Below are 18,900 nucleotides of genomic sequence, written 5' to 3' on the forward strand. Positions count from 1 at the left end.
TGTGTTATGCTAAGTTAAAGCTGAAAGCACATTTCAATGCTTCTATTTGTTCTATAACTGAATCAGGAATATTAAACAACCGAAACCCGTGTTCCACCATTATCAACGCCAAGCATTTCTGTGCTTGTGATAATGGCATCTTTACCGGTGTGCGTTGCGAAATGAACGGCAGCCTTTACTTTTGGCCCCATACTGCCTTCAGCAAAATGTCCTTCTTCAATATATTGGCGGGCTTCTTTCACACTCATCTGGTCAATTGTTTTTTGCTGAGGTGTATTATAATGAAGGCATACTTTGGGCACATCAGTGAGGATGAAAAATTTGTCGGCATTGATGCCAACTGCCAGCAAAGCCGATGCAAGGTCTTTATCAATCACTGCATCTATTCCCTGAACCTTGTTCTCAGCAGCAAAGAAAACGGGGATTCCTCCGCCGCCTACTGCGATCACAATCTCATGTGCGCGTGCAAGTTTAGCAATTGACTTTTGGTTCAGAATTGCCAATGGCTGTGGAGAAGCAACTACCTTACGGAAACCTCTTCCTCGTGGATCGGCTTTGAAAATAGCGCCGGTTTCCGTTGCGATCCTATCAGATTCTTCTTTGGAATAGTAAGGTCCTACGGGCTTGGTGGGGTTTTTGAAAGCCTGATCTTCCTTGTCAACCAGAACTTGTGTGATGATGGTGATAATATCACGTTCAAGGTCATTTGCCTTCAGCACGTTTCTCAATTGTTGCTCAATAATATAACCGATAAAACCCTGAGAATATGCAACGCTCACATCCATAGGCATATCAGGAAGTCCGTGCAATGTTGCACCGGCAGTATTTGCAAGCAGAATGTTACCAACCTGGGGACCGTTGCCGTGAGTAATGACAAGATCATAGTCTTTTTTGATAAGTGTCAGCAGGCGCTGACTTGTTGAAAGGGCGTTGGCTTCCTGTTCATCAATGGTTCCTCTTTGATCGCCGCGAAGCAATGCATTTCCACCAAAAGCCACAACAGCTAGTTTGCTCATAAAAATTAGAATTAATTAGGGTTTCTATAAAAATCAACCGGCTGTTGGCCGGCGGTTCAATATCTGTTATTTATATTCTGATCTCATCTGCAACAAACAAATGCTGTTTTCAATGATGGTTCGAAATTTATTGAAAATTATACAGTTGACTCAATCACTGTGCAAAGATAGGAAAGATTCCTGAATTGCCAAATGGCTTATTATGGGATACTGACAGGGCATAAAACAAGAATGGGAAGCTGTTCTGGCCGAGCAACCTCCCATTCAATCTGGTAAGAACCGTAGTTTTTTACCGGATTCCAAGTTACTGTTATTATGACAGGATCATAGATTGGGTGCCTGTCTCCAGGCGTTTCTGGAATTATTCTAATTCGGTGCATTGGAATTACCCGTTGCTTACCGTGTTTCGCACATTCCAAAACCCATTGTTCTGAACATACATGCTATGGTTTCACGCCTTGCGTTGTGTTGCCGCTGCTAGTATCTACCTGATTGTTTCCGTTGGCGCTTTCCGAAGAATTTGCCGCTGGTTTCGAGGTTCCCTTGCTTTCACTCTCGATCGGGCCGGGCTGTTATCCGCGTTCAGGTGGCTGCCTTTTATCCCTGGCTTGGTCGAACAAAGGTATGTCAAACAGGGTAGGGCTGTCAAGACTTTTTTGCCTGCAAAAGCGCACAACTTTCAAACGGCTGTTATTAACAATTGTTAAGAACTTCTATTTCCTTTAGAATCAATACTCCTTTGCGAGTGCCGACAAATATTGCGCTGATTAATGCCCCAGCCTGGGCTGCTTGACGTGTGTCTATCGTGGCAATGCTTTCCTCTTGACTTGGTCCGACTGCAATAAACCTTGTAATACTGCGTCCTTTTCGGTCAGTGAATTGTTCACTTCCAATCACGTGAAATAAGTATCTATTCCCGGCTTCGTAATAAGGATGCGCTGGTTCGAGGTAAATTTTTCCTGAGCAATTGATTTTGTCAACAAGGCATTTTATGGTAGTCCCAGGAATAATACCATAGCCGTCATAATATTTTGCAGTCATTAGTATTCGGTTCCCCTGCAGACTTTCCAGCAAATAGTACACGTTCTCTCCTGGTATTTGCATTAGCTTCAGTACTTTGAAGCTGTGCCACTCACCTTCGGAAAATGTTTCAGTGAAAATATGTATGCTGCGGGCATTGCGTTTCCCTGAAGGTAATTGTTGAGTTTGATCCATTTTAATATTCAGCATCACAATGCAACTGCTTTAAGAACTCCTTTAACCTTGGCAATACGGTGCAATAATGAATCGAGGTGTTTCTTATCGCCGACAAAAACCTTGATTACACCTTCAAAATTGCCGCCTTTCGAGTCAAGCGAAACGGATCGCATATTTACTTTCAGGTCATCGCTGATGATGCGGGTAATATCGTTGAGAATACCAAGACGATCGGTTCCCGATATATGGAGTTCAGATACTTTTCCTGATGATTCTTCGCGTTTGACCCATTCTGCTTTTACGATGCGGTAACTGTATTTTTCGCGCATCTGTAATGCATTAGGGCAATGAATGCTATGAATTTTTATGCCTTCGCTCACTGTAACAAAACCAAAAATATTTTCCCCTACAACAGGCATACAGCATTTGGCTAATTTGTAATCCGCAAAGCCCGGGCTTCCTTCAATTAACATTGCATACTGGTGAACTGCTTCGGAGCTTATCTTTTTAGCGATTTTTTCCTTGATCTTGTCGCGTAATTCAAAATCAGGTTTTGGTTGTGACCCCAGCAATACAATTTTGATATCGGCCACATCAATTTTATCTTCAGCGATCCATTGATATAATTCGAGGGGCTCATTTGTAGTGAAGTGCGACATGAGTTTATTGAGCACCTCATCGTTGAACGGCAGATCAAGCTGGCCTAATTTCCTTCGCAAAATATCCTTGCCCTCCTCGCTTCGATTGAAGCGGGCTTCGCGCAGGTAGCGTTTGATTTTGTTCTTTGCACGGCTGGTTACGACCCAACTCAGCCAGTCGAGATTTGGTTTCTGATTACGCGAAGTAATAATCTCTACCTGGTCTCCATTTTTGAGAATATGCCTGATTTGAACCTGCTGGTTATTTACACGGCCACCTGCACATTTTTCGCCTAATCCGGTATGAACCTCAAACGCAAAATCCAGCACGGTAGAATCACGCCGCAGTTTTTTCAGGTCGCCTTGAGGAGTAAACACAAATATATGCTCTGCCGCTTCCTTATCAGTTGATGATGCTGGCTGCGAACTCACTTCATCAGGTGGTTTCTCAAGCATCAACCGAAGGTGGTTGAGCCATTCATCTGTTTTGTTTTGTTTTGACGAACCTTTATACATCCAATGCGAAGCATGGCCTTGTTCGGCATTTTCGTCCATGCGCTGGGTTCGGATCTGTACTTCAACAAAGCGTTTTAACGGGCCAATCACTGTGGTATGCAGTGATTCATAACCATTTTCCTTGGGTGTGGTCACCCAGTCGCGCAAGCGTTTCGGATCAGGTTGGTAAAGGTTCGAAACCAGGGAGTAAACTTTCCAGCAATCCGATTTTTCGTTTTCGAGTGTGTTATTAAGAATAATGCGTACGGCAAAAAGATCAAAAACCTCTTCGAATTCCACGCCCTGATTTTTCATTTTGGTCCAGATAGAAAAAATGGATTTGGTTCGCCCTTTAATAGAAAACTTAAATCCATTTTCAAGCAAGATGCGACGGAGTGGCAAGGTGAAACCATTCAGGTATTCTTTGTGTTCTTTTTCTGTTTCTTTCAGTTTGTGGGCAATGGATTGATAAATGGCTGGCTCAGCATAACGCATTGAAAGCTCTTCAAGCTCGGTTTTTATTTTGTATAGACCCAGGCGATGAGCCAAAGGAGAATACAGGATTGAGGTTTCTGCTGATAGGCGGGCTTTGTCATCGGCATGCAACACTTCAAGATTTCGCATATAGTGGAGGCGGTCAGCCAGCCGGATCATGATCACGCTTACATCATCAGTAATGGTAAGCAGCAGGCGGATAAAATTTTCGGCATGTAATGAAACCTTGTCGGTTCGCAGCCTGGCTATTTTACTGAGTGTTTCAAGCATTTGCCTGATTGCCGGGTTAAACGTTTTCTCAATTTGTCCGGGTTTTATATCGGTATCGTTAAGTACATCCTGAAGCAATGCGCCGATAATGGATCTGATGCCAAGGCCAAATTCAGAAGATACAATTTTAGCGACCTCAATGGAATGTATAAAGAAAGGCTCACCGGTTTCACGCCTGAAATCTTTATGAGCATCAAGCAAAAGTTCAAAGGCCTTTCTCAATTGTTTTACATCACCCTGTTGAAGATAAGGCTGGGTGATGTATAGCAACTCCTTGTATTTGCTGATAATCTGAGGAGTGTATGTTGGTTCAGATTGTTGTTCCATAGCCTGTTTATACAATGCAAAGGTAGGACATTTGGGAGGCTATTGCGTTCGGCCGGATACGGTTTGAGTAATCAAAACAGAATTCGCATCAAGTATACCCTTAATACACAAAAAAGATGAAGGGTCAGCATTGATGCAGACCCTTCGCGCCATGAAAACACAAAATAAGCCATCAGGCTTATAAAGTGCCTTTAATTACTTTTTGTTGTTGTTGTCGTCTTTCAGCTTTGCTCCGGTTGTGGGGGGTTCTGAAATTGACTCACGCATTTTTGTATCGGCCTGGATGTTCTGGAATTTATAATAATCCATGATTCCGAGATTTCCGCTACGGAAAGATTCTGCGATAGCCAGTGGAATTTCAGCTTCAGCAAGAATAACTTTTGCACGGGCATCCTGTGCTTTAGCTTTCATTTCCTGTTCTACGGCAACAGCCATTGCACGGCGTTCTTCCGCTTTGGCCTGGGCAATGTTTTTATCGGCATTGGCCTGATCCATCTGGAGATAAGCGCCTATATTCTTGCCAACATCAATATCGGCAATATCAATGGATAGAATCTCAAATGCAGTACCGCTATCGAGTCCTTTTGCCAACACAGCTTTTGAAATGATATCGGGGTTCTCAAGCACTCTTTTATGCGAATCGGCCGAACCAATTGAGGAAACAACACCTTCGCCAACACGGGCGAGAATTGTTTCTTCGCCGGCGCCACCAACAAGTTGTTTGATATTTGCGCGCACTGTGACCCTGGCAGTGGCAATTAACTGGATTCCATCCTTTGCCACAGCAGCTACCTTTGGAGTTGTAATAACCTTTGGGTTAACTGACATCTGAACAGCTTCGAACACATCACGTCCTGCGAGGTCAATAGCGGTTGCCATTTTAAAACTCAGGTCAATATTGGCTTTATCGGCTGAGATCAGTGCGTTGATCACCTGTTTAAGCCGGCCACCGGCAAGAAAGTGGGCTTCGAGGTCGTCGCGGTAAACGGTAAGCCCGGCTTTTGTGGCAGCAATCATGCTGTTGACGATAACGGTAGGAGGAATCTTTCTCCAGCGCATGAGCACAAGTTGCAATAAAGAAATGCGCACACCGGAAACCAGGGCTGAGAACCAAAGACCCACCGGAATGAAATAAAAAATTATCCACAGGCCAAACAGTGCGGCCACGCCAATAGCAATAATGATCAGGAAATTAGGATCGTCCATGTTTAATCAGGTTTTAGGTTTTACAATTATTTTACTATGATCTACGCTGATAACCACGATTTTTGTTTGTGGTTCAATATATTCTCCAAGAGAATCAACTTCGTAAAATTCACCATTAATGATCGCTTTTCCCACCGGGGCAAGCCTGGAAACTGTTGTTCCCTCATCTCCGGCCATTACTTTGTCCAATTCGATAGTATTTACTCTTGAATTTACTTCAGTGCTGAGCATTACTTTATTCCATGTTTTTGACTTTAAAGCCAGAACCAAAAGCAATATCGTGAACAATATTGCACCGAGCAGGAAGTAATGACCTTCAGGTGTACCGTGGCTAGCATAGGCCTGCCATACACTCACACCAATTGCTACGAATCCAAGTATTCCAAATACGGTAACTCCCGGAACTACAAGGATTTCAAGCAGCATAAACAATAGGCCGGCGAGAAGGAAAATGATGATTAGAGTCCAGGACATGGGGGAGGTTGTTCAAAGTTCAAGGTTCAAGGTTCAAGGTTCAAGGTTCAAGGTTCGGAGTTCAGGATTCAAGATTCATAATTGGTAATTGGTAATTGGTAATTCGTAATTCGTAATTCGTAATTCGTAATTCGTAATTCGTAATTCGTAATTCGTAATTCGTAATTGGGTTACTTGGTTGAGGAAACAAATGTACGTTATTAATCACTTCAAAAGTCTAGTTGGGTTTTTTATAATATTTCATAGCTTCGGGCAGAAATTCCTGAATAGCTTTCACTCGGTCTTCACTGCCTGGGTGAGTGCTTAAAAATGTGGGTGGTGTGGGCCCGCTAATTTTGGCCATTTCCTGCCAGAACTCTAAAGTTCGTTCGGGATTATAGCCTGCCATTGCCATGAATATCATTCCTAACTTATCAGCTTCATATTCATGCTGACGCGAGTAAGCAAGGGTTCCTAACGTGCCGCCGATTCCGTATGCCAGCATAAATATATCCTTGGTTTCCTGCGGTTTTTCACTCAGTGCGACATCAAGTGTGACTGCTCCCAGCATCAATGCCATTTGCTGGCTCATACGTTCGTTGCCATGATTGGCAACTGCATGGGCAATTTCATGGGCCATCACAACGGCAATACCTGCTTCATCTTTGGTGTAAGGGAAAATCCCGGTATAGAATACTATTTTACCTCCCGGCATGCACCAGGCATTTACTTCATCGTTTAGAACCGTGTTAAATTCAAAGTCAAAAACGCGGTTTTGAATTTTTGAATCCTTGATATAGGTGATTACTGCATCTGCAACCCGGTCACCAACCTTATTCACAAGCATGGCATTTGGATTGTCAGGAGGTAAAACCGGGTTTTCGGCTAAGAACTCACTGTACGAAGTCAAACTCATATTAATGAGCATGTTTTCCGGAAGCAATTTTAACTGACGCCGGCCACTTAATGGCACAGTGGAACAAGAGGCAATAAAAAGTGTTACCAACAGAAATGCAATTTTCTTATGAACCATTACCATAGTATTTTCAATTTGTTAGGTGATGGAAACAGTTAGCCCACGCAGTGAAAGTTGATCGTGCTGAGGCTTCAATTCGTACCAGGTTCCCATACTGATAGTGCATTTTCCTTTCAGGTGTGTGATGAGTGCACATTGTTCAGCCTGTTCCGCATCGTGACGACAGATGTCAACCAGACTTTTAATGACAAAGTCAAAGGTATTATGATCATCATTAAACAAGATCAGATCCTTCTGATCAGATTTAATTTCTTTAGTCTGCCCGGTATGCTGCGGATTCTCGGAAGACATTTTCATAAGATTTGGTTTCTTTGAGAGTGTAAAAATATATAATTTCCATTCAACATAAACGCGGGTGTCATAATTTTTTAGCTTCATAGTATGGCTTTGTTAAGGTGTGTTGATTTACTCTTTTCAATGACTTAAAAAAGCCTTAAATTCCCAGGTTCAAGTGCCTTTATCTTTCCATTAACTTTATCTTCGCAAACTTGTTGATTGTTTATGGAACTTAAAAAACTTGGTTTAGTTCTAAAGAAACGATTGGAAAACTCCTTGCCAGGACAGGATTCGCATTGGAAAATGCTGCCGATTGAGCGCAGGCCGGCAATGAAGTATATTGATGGAAATCCGGTCCCCAGGCCCAGTAGCATACTGATCCTGCTTTATCCAATGGGTAATTATTTTGGAACAATTCTGATCAGACGAACCCAGGATCTGAGTGTACATAGCGGACAAATCAGTTTTCCCGGTGGGAAACAGGATCCAACCGATCTATCACCCGTCCACACCGCATTAAGAGAGGCGGAGGAAGAAATTAACCTGCAATCCGGAAGGGTTGAAATACTCGGTAAATTGAGCCCGCTTTATGTCAGTCCAAGCAATTTCGAGATCACACCGGTTGTTGGTTACATTGATGATCCGGGCAAGCTCACAGCAAATCCAACAGAGGTGGACGAAATCATTGAAATCCCTTTGAACGATCTGGTGTCGTTTCGCACCAACGTTGATATTTCGGTTCGCGAGTTTCTGTTAAAACAAGTTCCTTGCTTCAACATTCATAGCAATATTGTTTGGGGCGCCACAGCCATGATCCTGCAGGAACTATTGGATGTGCTTGCAGATATTCAGGAGCCAGGTCCGACAATCAATAATTATTGAACCACGATTTCAAAAGTCAACTCAGTTGCTTTAGCCATCATTGCTGACACGCCGCAATATCTTTCCTGTGAAAGGTTGACCGCTTTTTCAAGCTTTTCCATAGGAAGATCTTTGCCGGTGAATATGTATTTCACATGAAGGTTTTTATAAACCTTAGGATGTTCTTCAGTGAGCTCTCCTTCAACATCAACATGGAATGAGTCAGGTTGAACACGCATTTTCCCAAGCATTGAAACAACGTCCATGGCTGTACATCCGGCCAGCGCCAGCAGCAATAGTGGCTTTGGGCGCGGTCCCTTATTTTTACCGCCAACAGATTCGTCGGCATCAATAATTATTTTGTGGCCGTTGATTGTTGATTCAAACGACATGGCTTCGTTCCAGTTCAGGCTTATGCTTTGTTTCATAATATTAAGATTTGGGCAAAATTAGTGAAAATATTATCTTGCCAAGATGCTAAGAATGTTTAGAGGTTTAGAGGTTTAGAGGTTTAGGGTGTTTAGAGTTAAGGAAGTTTAGAGAGATGAGCATTTAAATTAGTGACTTAGACTGTAAGGATCAGAACAAATTATTTCCGAATTTAAAGCCTACATAAACCATGCGGGGCGCCGATGGGCCATACACATAGCTTGGATCGCGATCAATACCATAATCAAAATCGGATTGGTAAGAATTGAGCAGATTTTTCATACCAACATAGAAGTTCATTTTTGTTTCATTGATCCTGAGGTTGTAGCTGAGCTTCAGCCCTAAATCCAAAAACTCCCTGCTTTGCCTCAACTCACCATCTTCAGGATTTTCGAGATCAGGGCCAAAGTATGGCACCAGCATACTCCCTGTGTGCGAACCACTGGCTGAAACCGACCAATTTCTATCAAGCTTCCAATCAACCGAAAAGAATCCATAATTATTGGGCGTTCTGAGGAAACTATTTTCATCAAACTCCTGGGCTTCTTCATACCTGCTCGATTGAATATTATAACCTGCTGTTAGATTAAATTTCTGCCAGGGACTCATGTTTAACTCAATATTAACACCTTGCACGGTTGCAGACTTTTCTGAATTGCCTCTAAAATATGTTACAGTTCCAGCTTCATCCGGTTCGCCAAACTCAATATTGAACGGATTGGTCAATTGTGTATAAAAGCCTTCAACCAAAAGGCCAACGCTGGTTTTTCTGATCATTTTATTGAAATCCAGCGAAGCCGTCAGCCCATTGCTGTTTTCCTGTTTCAGGCCGGGTTGGTTTTGATACATAACCTTTCGCGAACCTGAAGCAGAAAGATGCAGGTCTTCATCAAAAATCTGCGGGGCCCGGTAGCCGCGTGCATAACTCAACCGTCCCTGAAGATATGGGCTGATCGTGTAAAGAAAACTGATTTTAGGAACGAAAACGCCTCCGGTATTGCCAGCATCATCGCTTACCTCATTGTTTATCTGATAATAATCAAACCGGCCTCCGGCTGAAACCTTCAAGCGCTCAAAGTTGCGGTCGTATTGAACATAAACACCAGAGGTCATACTGTTTTGTTTTGCCAGAGTTCTGTTTTCAACTTGAGGGATTGAGATGATAGAGTCGTTTTCGATGATGGCATTGTCAACATCGGGATAACCCAGTTTCTGGTCGTTGAGTTTACCAGCAGTAAGATCGGCTCCAAAAATCAGTGTTCCGTTATTTACATCGGCCCTGTAGTTGGCACCGGAATTCATGGTTATATCTTCGGTGTAGCCGTAATCAGCGAGTGAACGTTCAGCTCCATAATATGAATCGCGCTCAATATGCTGTGCTGAAACAAACATTGAAACCATATCCGACTCGCGCAAAAACTGCTCGAAAGTTAATCCGCCTGTAGTAATGCGATGGGCCAGAGATTCTGCGATATCACTTTGGTGTACCGGATAATCGAAACGATTTCCTCCACGGCGATACTCATTTACACGAAAAAAGTCCGCTGTCAGTTTGCTTCTGTTGCTCAACCTCTGATAAACGCGGGTTCCAAAAGTTGTGTTTTTAAGCAACACCAACTCTGTGAACCCATCATCATTGGCATCGAAAGGCTCGCGGTTGCGCGAAAACCCAAAGATTGACAAGCCGGTTTTATGGTTGGCTGAAACAACTGAAACATTTGCATTCAGGCTTCTGTCAAGTGCAGGGCCTGCCGCCTCTTTAAGCCCGGTTCCTACCATGCCAATGTCAGAACCTATTTCATACACATTTGAAACCGGATCTTTAAGTCTGAGGTTTATGGTTCCGGCAATAGCATTGCTTCCATACAATACTGAACTGCCGCCACGCACAACCTCTACACGATCAATCATATTAGCTGGGATTAATTCAAGTCCGTAAACTGCAGCCAGCCCACTGAAAATGGGTCTTCCGTTTATAAGTATCTGCGAGTAAGGCCCTTCAAGCCCATTGATGCGAACCTGGTTAAAGCCACAATTTGAACAATTTGTTTCCATCCTCAGCCCGGGTGTGTAATTAAGGCCTTCGCCGAGAACCAATGCCTGAACGTTCGAAAAAAGCAATGGAGTCAGGCTGCTTGTAATGGTTGGGGATTCGCTGCGCCGCTGTGCATATCTGCTGCCTGTGACCACTACCTCATCAAGGCGCAACATATCTCTTTCAAGCTCAAAATCAGCTTCAATGGTTTTGCCTTTTTCGGTGGTAATTAACTTTTCAATGGTTTTATAACCTGTGTAACTTGCCTGTAAGATGTAGATGCCAACCGGGGCATTGATAATTGTAAAATGCCCGGTTTGATCTGTTGTTGTGCCAATGGATGTTCCTTTGATCCCGATGCTGACAAAAGGAAGGTGTTCGCCTGTTTCAGCATCCAGCACATGACCGAAAATATTAGCGTCAGTCACCGGCCGCGTACCTGGCCCAGGCTCCACCGCAAAAAGTGTTTGTATGGATAGATGAATCAAAAATAATAGTAAGAAAAGGTTTTTCATTGTAAAATATTATTAGTGGAAGTTTTATACGATTTATTATAAGCTGGTTTGAATGCAGCTTGCTTGCTGAAGCTTTGCAATATCACCTGTTCTTACAAGATTGATGATTAACCAACAATCATGTAAGAAATAAAATACAAGGTGGATTGTTTCAGAACCGGAAAACTGAATAAATCAAATACTAAAAACCGCAGGGGGAGCACGCAATGGTTGCAAGGAAAGATATAGTTGCCGGAGAAAAGGAAATCGGAATCCTGATAACCACAAAACGGCATAAATGCCGAAAACAAATACCATAGCCAACGAGGCAAAAGCAATGAGCAAAGCCAGACCTGCAAGTTGCGCAAGAATAAAGTGTTCAAATTCTGAATGCTTGTGGTTGCTTAGTGGATTTCCCGGATTTTCCGCTTTATTATAAGGATGTGAATGTTTTATGACAATGCCATTATTCAAAACATGGTAATGCCAGTTTGATAAATGATTCTGGAATAAGAGAATCGCAACGGGAATCATTGCCAGGATTAAAACCCTCGAAATAATATTTTTCTTGAGCATCATGATTGTTTGCTTGTGATCTTGCAATTCGTAAACATGATTATAATGTCAGGCAATAATTAAACTATTAACCAAGATAACGGGAAAATGTTGAACATGTGCAATGCATATGCATGGATTGGTTTCTTAAAATCTGCGATTCCAACAAAATTTTGGACGAACTGATCGTATTGTTAAAGCAAAACAGATCCCTGCTAAAGTCATCATCTGGATGCTTCAGCAAAATTTCTGACAACTAGTTTACATCAATCTGCAATCCCTGACCATAAATCGGCTGGGTAAACACCCTGTGATGTAAGTTGCTGAAGCTGTTGCACAGCATATTCGCGATCTTCACGATAGGTAACTCCAAACCATTTGGCGGAACTTTGCAAGACTTTTACAATAGCCTGATTTGATTTTATTAAGTCGTTCACGACAACAGGAATGTAAAACTCGCCTTTTAAGGTTTGGGCATTATGTTGGATAAAATCATCAAATGAGGTTTGAAGATGGGAAAAGAATCCGGGTGTAAATCCCCAGCAATTCATTGAAACAATGGTTTTTGGATCCAGAATGTGAGCAATGCCTTCATCATCAACGTAATTGATTGTGCTCCCATTACCGGCAATTTTGGTTCGCTCTGTGATGCTTTGCAGTTCGAGGTTGTCATCGCTTTCGCAAATTCCCCTCGAGACCGTTCCATTTTCAGAAAGGGTGTTTTCAAGCTGATAGCCTACCATTGCATAATTGCCTTCAGAAGCGATTTTCAGATGATCACATAAAACATGAAATGCATCAGCGCCATAAAAATCATCGGCATTGATGACGGCAAATGGTTCTTTAACCACATCTTTGGCCATTAGAATAGCATGGCCTGTTCCCCAGGGTTTAACGCGTTCAGGATGTACTTTTATTCCTTCCGGGACTTTTTCAATTTCCTGCAGCACATAATCCACTGCAATATGAGCGCTAAGTTTCTTCATCAAAGTTTCCTGGAACTCTTGTTCCATACTTTGCCGGATCACAAAAACAACTTTCCCGAAGCCAGCCCTTTTGGCATCAAAAACAGAATAATCTATGATGGTTTCACCACCGGGACCAAGTTTGTCGAGCTGCTTGAGCGAGCCATAACGGCTGCCAATTCCTGCAGCCAGTATGAGTAGGGTAGGCTTTGTCATTGAAGAAGAAGTTAAGATTTAGTGAAATTGCGCGGGGCAAAAATAGCGTTTTTAAAACACCTGGCAGATTATGATCGGTTTCACAGCCATTCGCTACTTTTGCGCGAATAGAAAATTAACATTTGAATTTCTTATGCCCGGTTTAGCAGCATTGGATGCTTGTTGCTCCTGCCCCCGATTATGCAATGCAATGCGTGATAATGGTGAAACAGGATATTGTAATACAGATAACAGATTTCATATCAGCAGCATTTGTTTGCACCACGGTGAGGAACCCACTATTAGTGGGCCTAATGGTATTTGCAATATTTTTTTTAGCCGTTGTAACTTACAATGCATTTATTGCCAGAATTACCAGATCAGCACTACCGGATCTGGTGTTCAGGATGCGGTCCTCTCCCTTGATGAAATAATTAACAAGGTTGAGCAATATCTCGATAATGGCTGCACCCACGTGGGATTTGTTTCACCCTCGCATGTAATCCTCCAGGTGAGAGAGATTATTGGTGCTTTGCACAAGCGTGGCAGACAAGCAGTTTTCGTATATAATTCAAACGGGTACGACAGTGTTTCAACAATTAAAAGTCTTGAAGGGATGATTGATGTTTATCTGCCCGACCTCAAGTATATGGATACTGAAATAGCTGAAGCCTATTCCGGCGCAAAAGATTATCCGCAAATTGCTTCGTCAGCGCTAAGGGAAATGTATCGCCAGAAAGGAAGTACGCTCATTTTGTCGGAAGATGGTTGTGCATTGTCGGGTTTGATTATCCGCCACCTTGTTTTGCCTGGCCATATTGAAAATAGCAAGGCTGTGCTCAAATTCATTGCCCAGGAATTATCTCCTCTGATCCATGTTTCATTGATGTCGCAGTATTATCCCATTCCACAGGTAGAAGACCATCCAAATCTTGGACGTTTGCTTAATCACACGGAATATCAGCAGGTAGTTGATGAGATGGGATTACTTGGAATATTCCGGGGTTGGATTCAGGATATTGAAAGCCATGACAACTACAGGCCTGATTTTGACAAGAATCATCCGTTTGAATGAAAATGGATCGTAGAATGGACCTGAAGCTTGGTTCAGACTACTATCATGTTGTGTAAACTTTAGCAAGTGCTAATTCAACCTAAAGAACTCAATAGGGAATTTTATTTCCACTTTCCTTCCATTTCTCAAATGCCTTCAAAGAATTTTCATGAGCAATGTGCTGTGTTAGTATTTGCCGTTCTTTTAGTGGGGAACAAATCTCTTCATAGATGTGTGCATCGTCAAAACCTGATTTTGCAGCATCTTCGCGGGAAGCGGCAAAATAGATTGCCCTGGGCCGTGACCAGTAAATTGCCCCAAGGCACATAGGGCATGGCTCGCAACTGCTATAGAGTTCGCAGTCTTTTATTTCGAACCACCCGAGGAATTCACATGCCTTACGGATAGCAACAACCTCGGCATGGGCTGTTGGATCGTTGAGCGCTGTAACCATATTTACACCCCTCGCGATGATTTCACCATTACGAACCACCACGGCACCGAAAGGCCCACCGTTGCCGCTATGTACATTATCTGCGGCCAGCCGGATGGCCTCGTCCATAAATTCTTTGCTGTACTTATTCATCTTCGTGGTTCTTTAGCTATTTAATTCAGGCCCAAATTTAGTCCATTTACCTCTGATTGTTTCAAACTTAAGGGCTTGGTTCAATAAATCCAGAAATTTGGCCCTTGCCAGGGATTTTGCGCCCATGCTTTTGAGATGGCTTGTTTCTTGTTGAACATCAATGAAATGGAAGTTAAGTTGTTTCATTAAACGGGTAAGGAAAACCAGGGCAATCTTTGAAGCATCTGTTTTCTGATGAAACATTGACTCGCCAAAGAAAGCCCGGCCCAGGCTCACACCGTATAATCCTCCAACCAATTCATTGTCATTCCAGGTTTCAAACGAGTGAGCGTAACCCTTAAAGTGGAGTTCGCTATAAGCTTCTATCATTTCCGGTGTGATCCAGGTACCCATATCGCTTCTATGCCCATTTTCAGCGCAACGCTTTATAACTTCCTCAAAAGCAGTGTCAATGCGAACTTCAAATTTCTTTTTGTTGAGCCTTTGGCGCAGGCTGTGCGAAATGATGATGTCTTCAGGAAATAAAATCATCCGAGGATCGGGCGACCACCATAAAACAGGATAAGGTTCTTCATACCAGGGGAAAATACCCTTCGCGTACGCCAATAATAATCTTTCGGAACTCAGGTCTCCACCAATGGCTAAAAGTCCATCCTCATCAGCTTCAGTAACATCAGTAAAAGCAATAGAGGAAGATAAAAATTGAGGCATTGAAATAGTTTATTTTTATGGCTCAAATATATGAAGAATGCGCCAGTAGAGAATCTGGCGCACTTTAAAAGCTTAAAAATCTTGACTAAAGTATGAATCTTTCACTCCATTTTTAGGTTGGAAAAGCTTATGTTCCGGATTGGTTTCAACGATTGTCTTAGAAATTGTGACTTTATAATAGTGCTTTTAAAAAAGCGACTGCTTTGATGAATCATCCTGAATTTATATTGGGTAAAGAAATCAACACATAAGTCGTCAATATGTGGTATGAATGCCACCATTGAATGAATTGTGGCTATTTGCCAAATATGCGCATTAAGAGTCTTTTTAGATACCTGGTTAAAAAGGATTGGCCATACATCACCAAATTGGGAAGTGTAAACAATCGTCTTGTAAACCTTAACTGCTGTGACAGTTCAAGTTCGGTGCGAAGAGCCAGGTAGCGAAATCTTTCTTTCTCAAGCTGTAATTCGCGCAGGGATCGGATTTTAGCGGGTCTAATTCTCTTCATCACTATCTATATTTTTTTCTTCGAAAAATATCTCTGACAAATGGCTTATGACTGCGCCAAGAAACAACCGTCGCCTAAGAATTAGGGTCAGCAGACCCACAATCAGATAAAACCCGGCAACACATAGATAACCCAACGCCTGGCTTTGCAGCAACTCGCCTACCCAAAGGGCTGCAGCGAAGGAGATAAAGATGAGAAAAAGCATAAACAGCGTCAGAAGAAAAACGGCTGCAATAATCAGTGAAATAATTCTAGCCGTTTTTTCCATGACTTCCAGCTTAACCTGTGTAAACCGGATATCGAAATATCTTCTGATGCTGTTTATCAGGTCAGTGATTGACTGACTGAAAAATGATTTTGCCATAGGGTCTGATGCTTAGAATCGCTTTACTTTGCTGCTTTCCTCACTTCAGCTTCCACGGCCTCAACTTTTTTTTCGGCCTTTGAAAATTTGGATTTCACATCATTAACACTTTCATTAACGTAGTCTTTGAGGTCATCCACTTTCGCAGAGAAATCCTTTTCAAGGTCATCCTTGATCTTTTTTGCCTTTTCAGTTACTTTTTTCCTGGTTTCACTTCCCTTGTCTGGGGCTAATAAAACGCCAGCTAAAGCACCGGCTATTGCTCCAGAAATAAATCCGATTAAAAAATTTCCACTTGAACTTTTCATAATTTGTAGTTTTTAAGGTTAACATCAAAGGTTCTTTTCAATCTATGTAATTGATAGATTATTAAAATATACAAGAACTTTTTTCAAACGAAGTTCAAATATACAATTTTTAAGCCAAATAGCCAAGCCGAAGAATGTAAAAGAATAGGGTAAGAATAAGAAAATAGTCCTATTTGCCTGAAATACTGAGATGTAGTAAGACGAGAATAACTTGTAATATTATTATCAAACTATTTGATTGTTTGATATTATTCGGGTTGAGAAACTTCCCTGACCAACGAAGCCATTCCAATTATATTTTCTGATTCATTGTAGAGGGGAGTATTAAACCATTCACAAAGTATTTTTTTCCCTTCCCTGGTAAGGCAGCGATTTACCGTACGGACAGGCTTTCCGCTTTGGATGATCTTAGGGAACAATCCAAGCACTTCATCTCTAAGCTCGAAAGGGACAAGCTTTTCAACCATGTTTTCAACCATGGCTTGTGTTTTATTGTAACCGAATATTTTTTGTGCAGCCGGGTTCCATTCAATTACTTCAAATTTATTGTCCCATTCAATGTAACCCATGGGTGTATTTCGCAGATGTTGTGATAATCTTGACTGAGAATGCTTCAAGGCTGATTCAATATTCTTTTTCTCGGTGATATCGCGGTCAACACCGCGATATCCAATAAAACCTCCCTTGGCATTATAGATGGGAATTCCACTGGTTTCCAGGAAAACTTTTCGTCCATTTTTATGTAGGGCAATATTCTCCTGGTTTTTGAACGATCTTTTCGATAGGGCCATGTTTTTGAAGAACTTAACGACTTGTTTCTTATTTTCAGGATCTAAAAATTCGCTGAATGATCTGCCGATAACCTCTTCTGTTTTATAGCCGAGTAGTGATTCGCAAACGGGGCTAACATAAGTGTAAATTCCTTTAGCATTTACTTCCCAAATCCAATCGCTGGTATTTTCCACAAGTGATTTAAACCTTTCATTGCTTTCCCAAAGGTCATCTTCAGCTAATTTACGTTCATGCACATTGCGGGTTATGCCATGTATTCCGATTGGGTTACCTTTGGCATCAAACAAAAAATTGAAACTAACTTCGCCCCATACAAGTTCCCCACTCTTATTCTTATGGAGCATTTCAAAAATGACCGAATGCTCACCAGGCTTCCGCTCACCACTTTTAAGCATTGCTAATTCTTCACTGAATGTCTCTTTGACTTTTTTCAGTGATTCGGGTGGGATCCTTTCTTCGACCGGCATCGCAAGATATTCCTCAGCGGTAAAGCCCAACTGCTTGAAAACAGATGGGCTCATGTAGGTGGTGTGAAGATTCATGTCCATTGTCCAGATCACATCATTACTGCTTTCAGCAACTAATTTTAATTGCTTGTTGGCGCTTTCGAGCTCGAGCGTGCGCTCTTCAACAAGCCTTTCGAGGTGTTTGCTGTTTTCAATAATCTTTTGCTCAGTTTCCTGATAGTTGAGAATGTTGGCAAAAAGACTTGCAGCGATGTTTAAAAGCTCGAGAGTGTCGTTGTTAACCATTTTGCGATCGCGAACCATATCAAAACCCAGGAAACCTATAAGCCGGTAATCGAAAAACATGGGTACAGCAAATAAAGACTGGATATTCTGCCGTAAAAAAATCTCCTTTTCGTTTTTAGCCAATTCGGGTAATTCACTAACATCGGGTATGATAATGGGCCTGTTTTTCTTAAGGTTGTTCATCCACCAAGGAAAGTCAGAAGTTGTAAGTTCCTGAAGTTCATTAATTACTGAAGTAGTGTTCTCGGTAACCGATTCGTGCGTATTGCTCATAGTGCGCATATCGTCATCAAAAAGGAATACATACGAACGGTCGGCTCCGATAAAGCTTCCAATGCTTTTTAGCGAAAAAACGATTTGATCATCAATATCAGCGAGCCGAATGTTGATGAACGAACTAGTAAGGTTCAGGATAAGTTCTTTGAAACTGTATAGGAAAGCAATGCGCTGATGATCGCGTTTTTTGCCGGTTATGTCAATGACAATACCTTCATAAAACAATACATCATCATTATCATCTTTGTAAACTTTAGCATACTCTTCAACAATAATTTCTTTTCCATCATTACAAACCAGGATAGATTCCTTTGCAAAAACTTCTCCTTGTTCTTCTATTTCCCTCATGAATTGCAGTCTGGCTTCAATGTTTTTATGCGTTTTGCTCAGGTCAATGCCTTCAAGATCATCAAGATGGTTACATCCTATGAGAGCTAAAAAAGCAGGATTGGCAGTGAGTATTTTTCCATCGGGTGTGGTTCGGTAAATACCAATCGGAAGCCTGTTAAAAAGGTCAATGTATTTTCTTACAATATCCTGGTTAACAGAGGAAGCGTCCTTCTTGTCACTCATCCTGGAATTGAGGTTGTCAGGCTTAATCAT

At 41.9% G+C, this 18,900-nt stretch carries 19 protein-coding genes; 2 read left to right on the forward strand and 17 right to left on the reverse strand.

Translation table 11 applies throughout. From position 1 onward, the window contains the following. Positions 1–71 precede the first annotated feature (71 nt). From arcC to IH597_05980, 7 genes are all read right to left on the reverse strand, one after another. Entirely contained in the window at positions 72–1,016 is a 945-nt protein-coding gene (gene arcC / locus IH597_05950; GenBank protein ID MBE0661993.1) for a carbamate kinase, read from the reverse strand. Between the two features lie 693 nt (positions 1,017–1,709). Further along, a complete protein-coding gene (locus IH597_05955; protein MBE0661994.1) occupies positions 1,710–2,246 on the reverse strand; it encodes a hypothetical protein in 537 nt (178 codons plus the stop codon). Beyond that, positions 2,246–4,438 carry a bifunctional (p)ppGpp synthetase/guanosine-3',5'-bis(diphosphate) 3'-pyrophosphohydrolase gene (locus tag IH597_05960; GenBank protein MBE0661995.1) on the reverse strand — a complete coding sequence of 731 codons (2,193 nt, stop codon included), beginning with the start codon at positions 4,436–4,438 and terminating at the stop codon, positions 2,246–2,248. The genes IH597_05955 and IH597_05960 overlap by 1 nt, the downstream gene beginning before the upstream one ends. Before the next feature lie 195 nt (positions 4,439–4,633). Continuing rightward, complete coding sequence (gene floA, locus IH597_05965; protein ID MBE0661996.1) at positions 4,634–5,644, reverse strand: flotillin-like protein FloA; 1,011 nt, start codon at positions 5,642–5,644, stop codon at positions 4,634–4,636. A gap of 6 nt (positions 5,645–5,650) precedes the next feature. After that, complete coding sequence (locus IH597_05970; protein ID MBE0661997.1) at positions 5,651–6,118, reverse strand: NfeD family protein; 468 nt, start codon at positions 6,116–6,118, stop codon at positions 5,651–5,653. Positions 6,119–6,335: 217 nt separating this feature from the next. Continuing rightward, positions 6,336–7,130 (reverse strand): M48 family metallopeptidase, encoded by a 795-nt coding sequence (locus IH597_05975; GenBank protein MBE0661998.1) that lies wholly within the window; start codon positions 7,128–7,130, stop codon positions 6,336–6,338. Between the two features lie 21 nt (positions 7,131–7,151). Next, positions 7,152–7,424: an ATP-dependent Clp protease adaptor ClpS gene (locus tag IH597_05980; GenBank protein ID MBE0661999.1), complete on the reverse strand. Its 273-nt coding sequence runs from the start codon at positions 7,422–7,424 to the stop codon at positions 7,152–7,154. Between the two features lie 210 nt (positions 7,425–7,634). On the opposite strand from IH597_05980, the gene IH597_05985 reads away from it, so the two are divergent. Then, positions 7,635–8,291: a CoA pyrophosphatase gene (locus tag IH597_05985; protein MBE0662000.1), complete on the forward strand. Its 657-nt coding sequence runs from the start codon at positions 7,635–7,637 to the stop codon at positions 8,289–8,291. Here the strand turns inward: IH597_05985 and IH597_05990 are convergent. The 4 genes from IH597_05990 to IH597_06005 all read right to left on the reverse strand — a co-directional run bounded on the left by IH597_05990 (position 8,285) and on the right by IH597_06005 (position 12,964). Continuing rightward, positions 8,285–8,698, reverse strand: coding sequence for an OsmC family protein (locus IH597_05990; GenBank protein MBE0662001.1), 414 nt, complete (start codon positions 8,696–8,698; stop codon positions 8,285–8,287). The genes IH597_05985 and IH597_05990 overlap by 7 nt on opposite strands. 151 nt (positions 8,699–8,849) lie before the next feature. After that, complete coding sequence (locus IH597_05995; protein ID MBE0662002.1) at positions 8,850–11,249, reverse strand: TonB-dependent receptor; 2,400 nt, start codon at positions 11,247–11,249, stop codon at positions 8,850–8,852. 174 nt (positions 11,250–11,423) lie between these two features. Continuing rightward, complete coding sequence (locus IH597_06000; GenBank protein MBE0662003.1) at positions 11,424–11,807, reverse strand: hypothetical protein; 384 nt, start codon at positions 11,805–11,807, stop codon at positions 11,424–11,426. 242 nt (positions 11,808–12,049) lie between these two features. Beyond that, positions 12,050–12,964: an NTP transferase domain-containing protein gene (locus IH597_06005; GenBank protein ID MBE0662004.1), complete on the reverse strand. Its 915-nt coding sequence runs from the start codon at positions 12,962–12,964 to the stop codon at positions 12,050–12,052. Positions 12,965–13,097: 133 nt separating this feature from the next. On the opposite strand from IH597_06005, the gene IH597_06010 reads away from it, so the two are divergent. Continuing rightward, a complete protein-coding gene (locus IH597_06010) occupies positions 13,098–14,018 on the forward strand; it encodes a radical SAM protein (GenBank protein MBE0662005.1) in 921 nt (306 codons plus the stop codon). 88 nt (positions 14,019–14,106) lie between these two features. Here the strand turns inward: IH597_06010 and IH597_06015 are convergent, their stop codons facing one another. The 6 genes from IH597_06015 to IH597_06040 form a co-directional block, all read right to left on the reverse strand. Beyond that, a complete protein-coding gene (locus tag IH597_06015; GenBank protein ID MBE0662006.1) occupies positions 14,107–14,583 on the reverse strand; it encodes a nucleoside deaminase in 477 nt (158 codons plus the stop codon). 12 nt (positions 14,584–14,595) lie between these two features. After that, complete coding sequence (locus IH597_06020) at positions 14,596–15,294, reverse strand: leucyl/phenylalanyl-tRNA--protein transferase (protein MBE0662007.1); 699 nt, start codon at positions 15,292–15,294, stop codon at positions 14,596–14,598. Positions 15,295–15,589: 295 nt separating this feature from the next. Continuing rightward, positions 15,590–15,805 carry a hypothetical protein gene (locus IH597_06025; protein MBE0662008.1) on the reverse strand — a complete coding sequence of 72 codons (216 nt, stop codon included), beginning with the start codon at positions 15,803–15,805 and terminating at the stop codon, positions 15,590–15,592. Further along, positions 15,792–16,169 (reverse strand): phage holin family protein, encoded by a 378-nt coding sequence (locus tag IH597_06030; GenBank protein ID MBE0662009.1) that lies wholly within the window; start codon positions 16,167–16,169, stop codon positions 15,792–15,794. Before IH597_06030 ends, IH597_06025 begins: the two co-directional genes overlap by 14 nt. Before the next feature lie 23 nt (positions 16,170–16,192). After that, a complete protein-coding gene (locus IH597_06035) occupies positions 16,193–16,477 on the reverse strand; it encodes a YtxH domain-containing protein (GenBank protein MBE0662010.1) in 285 nt (94 codons plus the stop codon). 248 nt (positions 16,478–16,725) lie between these two features. After that, entirely contained in the window at positions 16,726–18,900 is a 2,175-nt protein-coding gene (locus tag IH597_06040) for a PAS domain S-box protein (protein MBE0662011.1), read from the reverse strand.

The organism is Bacteroidales bacterium, from assembly GCA_014860575.1.
GTDB lineage: Bacteria > Bacteroidota > Bacteroidia > Bacteroidales > JAAYJT01 > JAAYJT01.

Coding starts and splice junctions, on each gene's coding strand:
- arcC (MBE0661993.1), bottom strand. CDS start 1,016: ATGAGCAAACTAGCTGTTGTGGCTTTTGGTGGAAATGCATTGCTTCGC.
- IH597_05955 (MBE0661994.1), bottom strand. CDS start 2,246: ATGCTGAATATTAAAATGGATCAAACTCAACAATTACCTTCAGGGAAA.
- IH597_05960 (MBE0661995.1), bottom strand. CDS start 4,438: ATGGAACAACAATCTGAACCAACATACACTCCTCAGATTATCAGCAAA.
- floA (MBE0661996.1), bottom strand. CDS start 5,644: ATGGACGATCCTAATTTCCTGATCATTATTGCTATTGGCGTGGCCGCA.
- IH597_05970 (MBE0661997.1), bottom strand. CDS start 6,118: ATGTCCTGGACTCTAATCATCATTTTCCTTCTCGCCGGCCTATTGTTT.
- IH597_05975 (MBE0661998.1), bottom strand. CDS start 7,130: ATGGTTCATAAGAAAATTGCATTTCTGTTGGTAACACTTTTTATTGCC.
- IH597_05980 (MBE0661999.1), bottom strand. CDS start 7,424: ATGTCTTCCGAGAATCCGCAGCATACCGGGCAGACTAAAGAAATTAAA.
- IH597_05985 (MBE0662000.1), top strand. CDS start 7,635: ATGGAACTTAAAAAACTTGGTTTAGTTCTAAAGAAACGATTGGAAAAC.
- IH597_05990 (MBE0662001.1), bottom strand. CDS start 8,698: ATGAAACAAAGCATAAGCCTGAACTGGAACGAAGCCATGTCGTTTGAA.
- IH597_05995 (MBE0662002.1), bottom strand. CDS start 11,249: ATGAAAAACCTTTTCTTACTATTATTTTTGATTCATCTATCCATACAA.
- IH597_06000 (MBE0662003.1), bottom strand. CDS start 11,807: ATGATGCTCAAGAAAAATATTATTTCGAGGGTTTTAATCCTGGCAATG.
- IH597_06005 (MBE0662004.1), bottom strand. CDS start 12,964: ATGACAAAGCCTACCCTACTCATACTGGCTGCAGGAATTGGCAGCCGT.
- IH597_06010 (MBE0662005.1), top strand. CDS start 13,098: ATGCCCGGTTTAGCAGCATTGGATGCTTGTTGCTCCTGCCCCCGATTA.
- IH597_06015 (MBE0662006.1), bottom strand. CDS start 14,583: ATGAATAAGTACAGCAAAGAATTTATGGACGAGGCCATCCGGCTGGCC.
- IH597_06020 (MBE0662007.1), bottom strand. CDS start 15,294: ATGCCTCAATTTTTATCTTCCTCTATTGCTTTTACTGATGTTACTGAA.
- IH597_06025 (MBE0662008.1), bottom strand. CDS start 15,805: ATGAAGAGAATTAGACCCGCTAAAATCCGATCCCTGCGCGAATTACAG.
- IH597_06030 (MBE0662009.1), bottom strand. CDS start 16,169: ATGGCAAAATCATTTTTCAGTCAGTCAATCACTGACCTGATAAACAGC.
- IH597_06035 (MBE0662010.1), bottom strand. CDS start 16,477: ATGAAAAGTTCAAGTGGAAATTTTTTAATCGGATTTATTTCTGGAGCA.
- IH597_06040 (MBE0662011.1), bottom strand. CDS start 18,900: ATGATTAAGCCTGACAACCTCAATTCCAGGATGAGTGACAAGAAGGAC.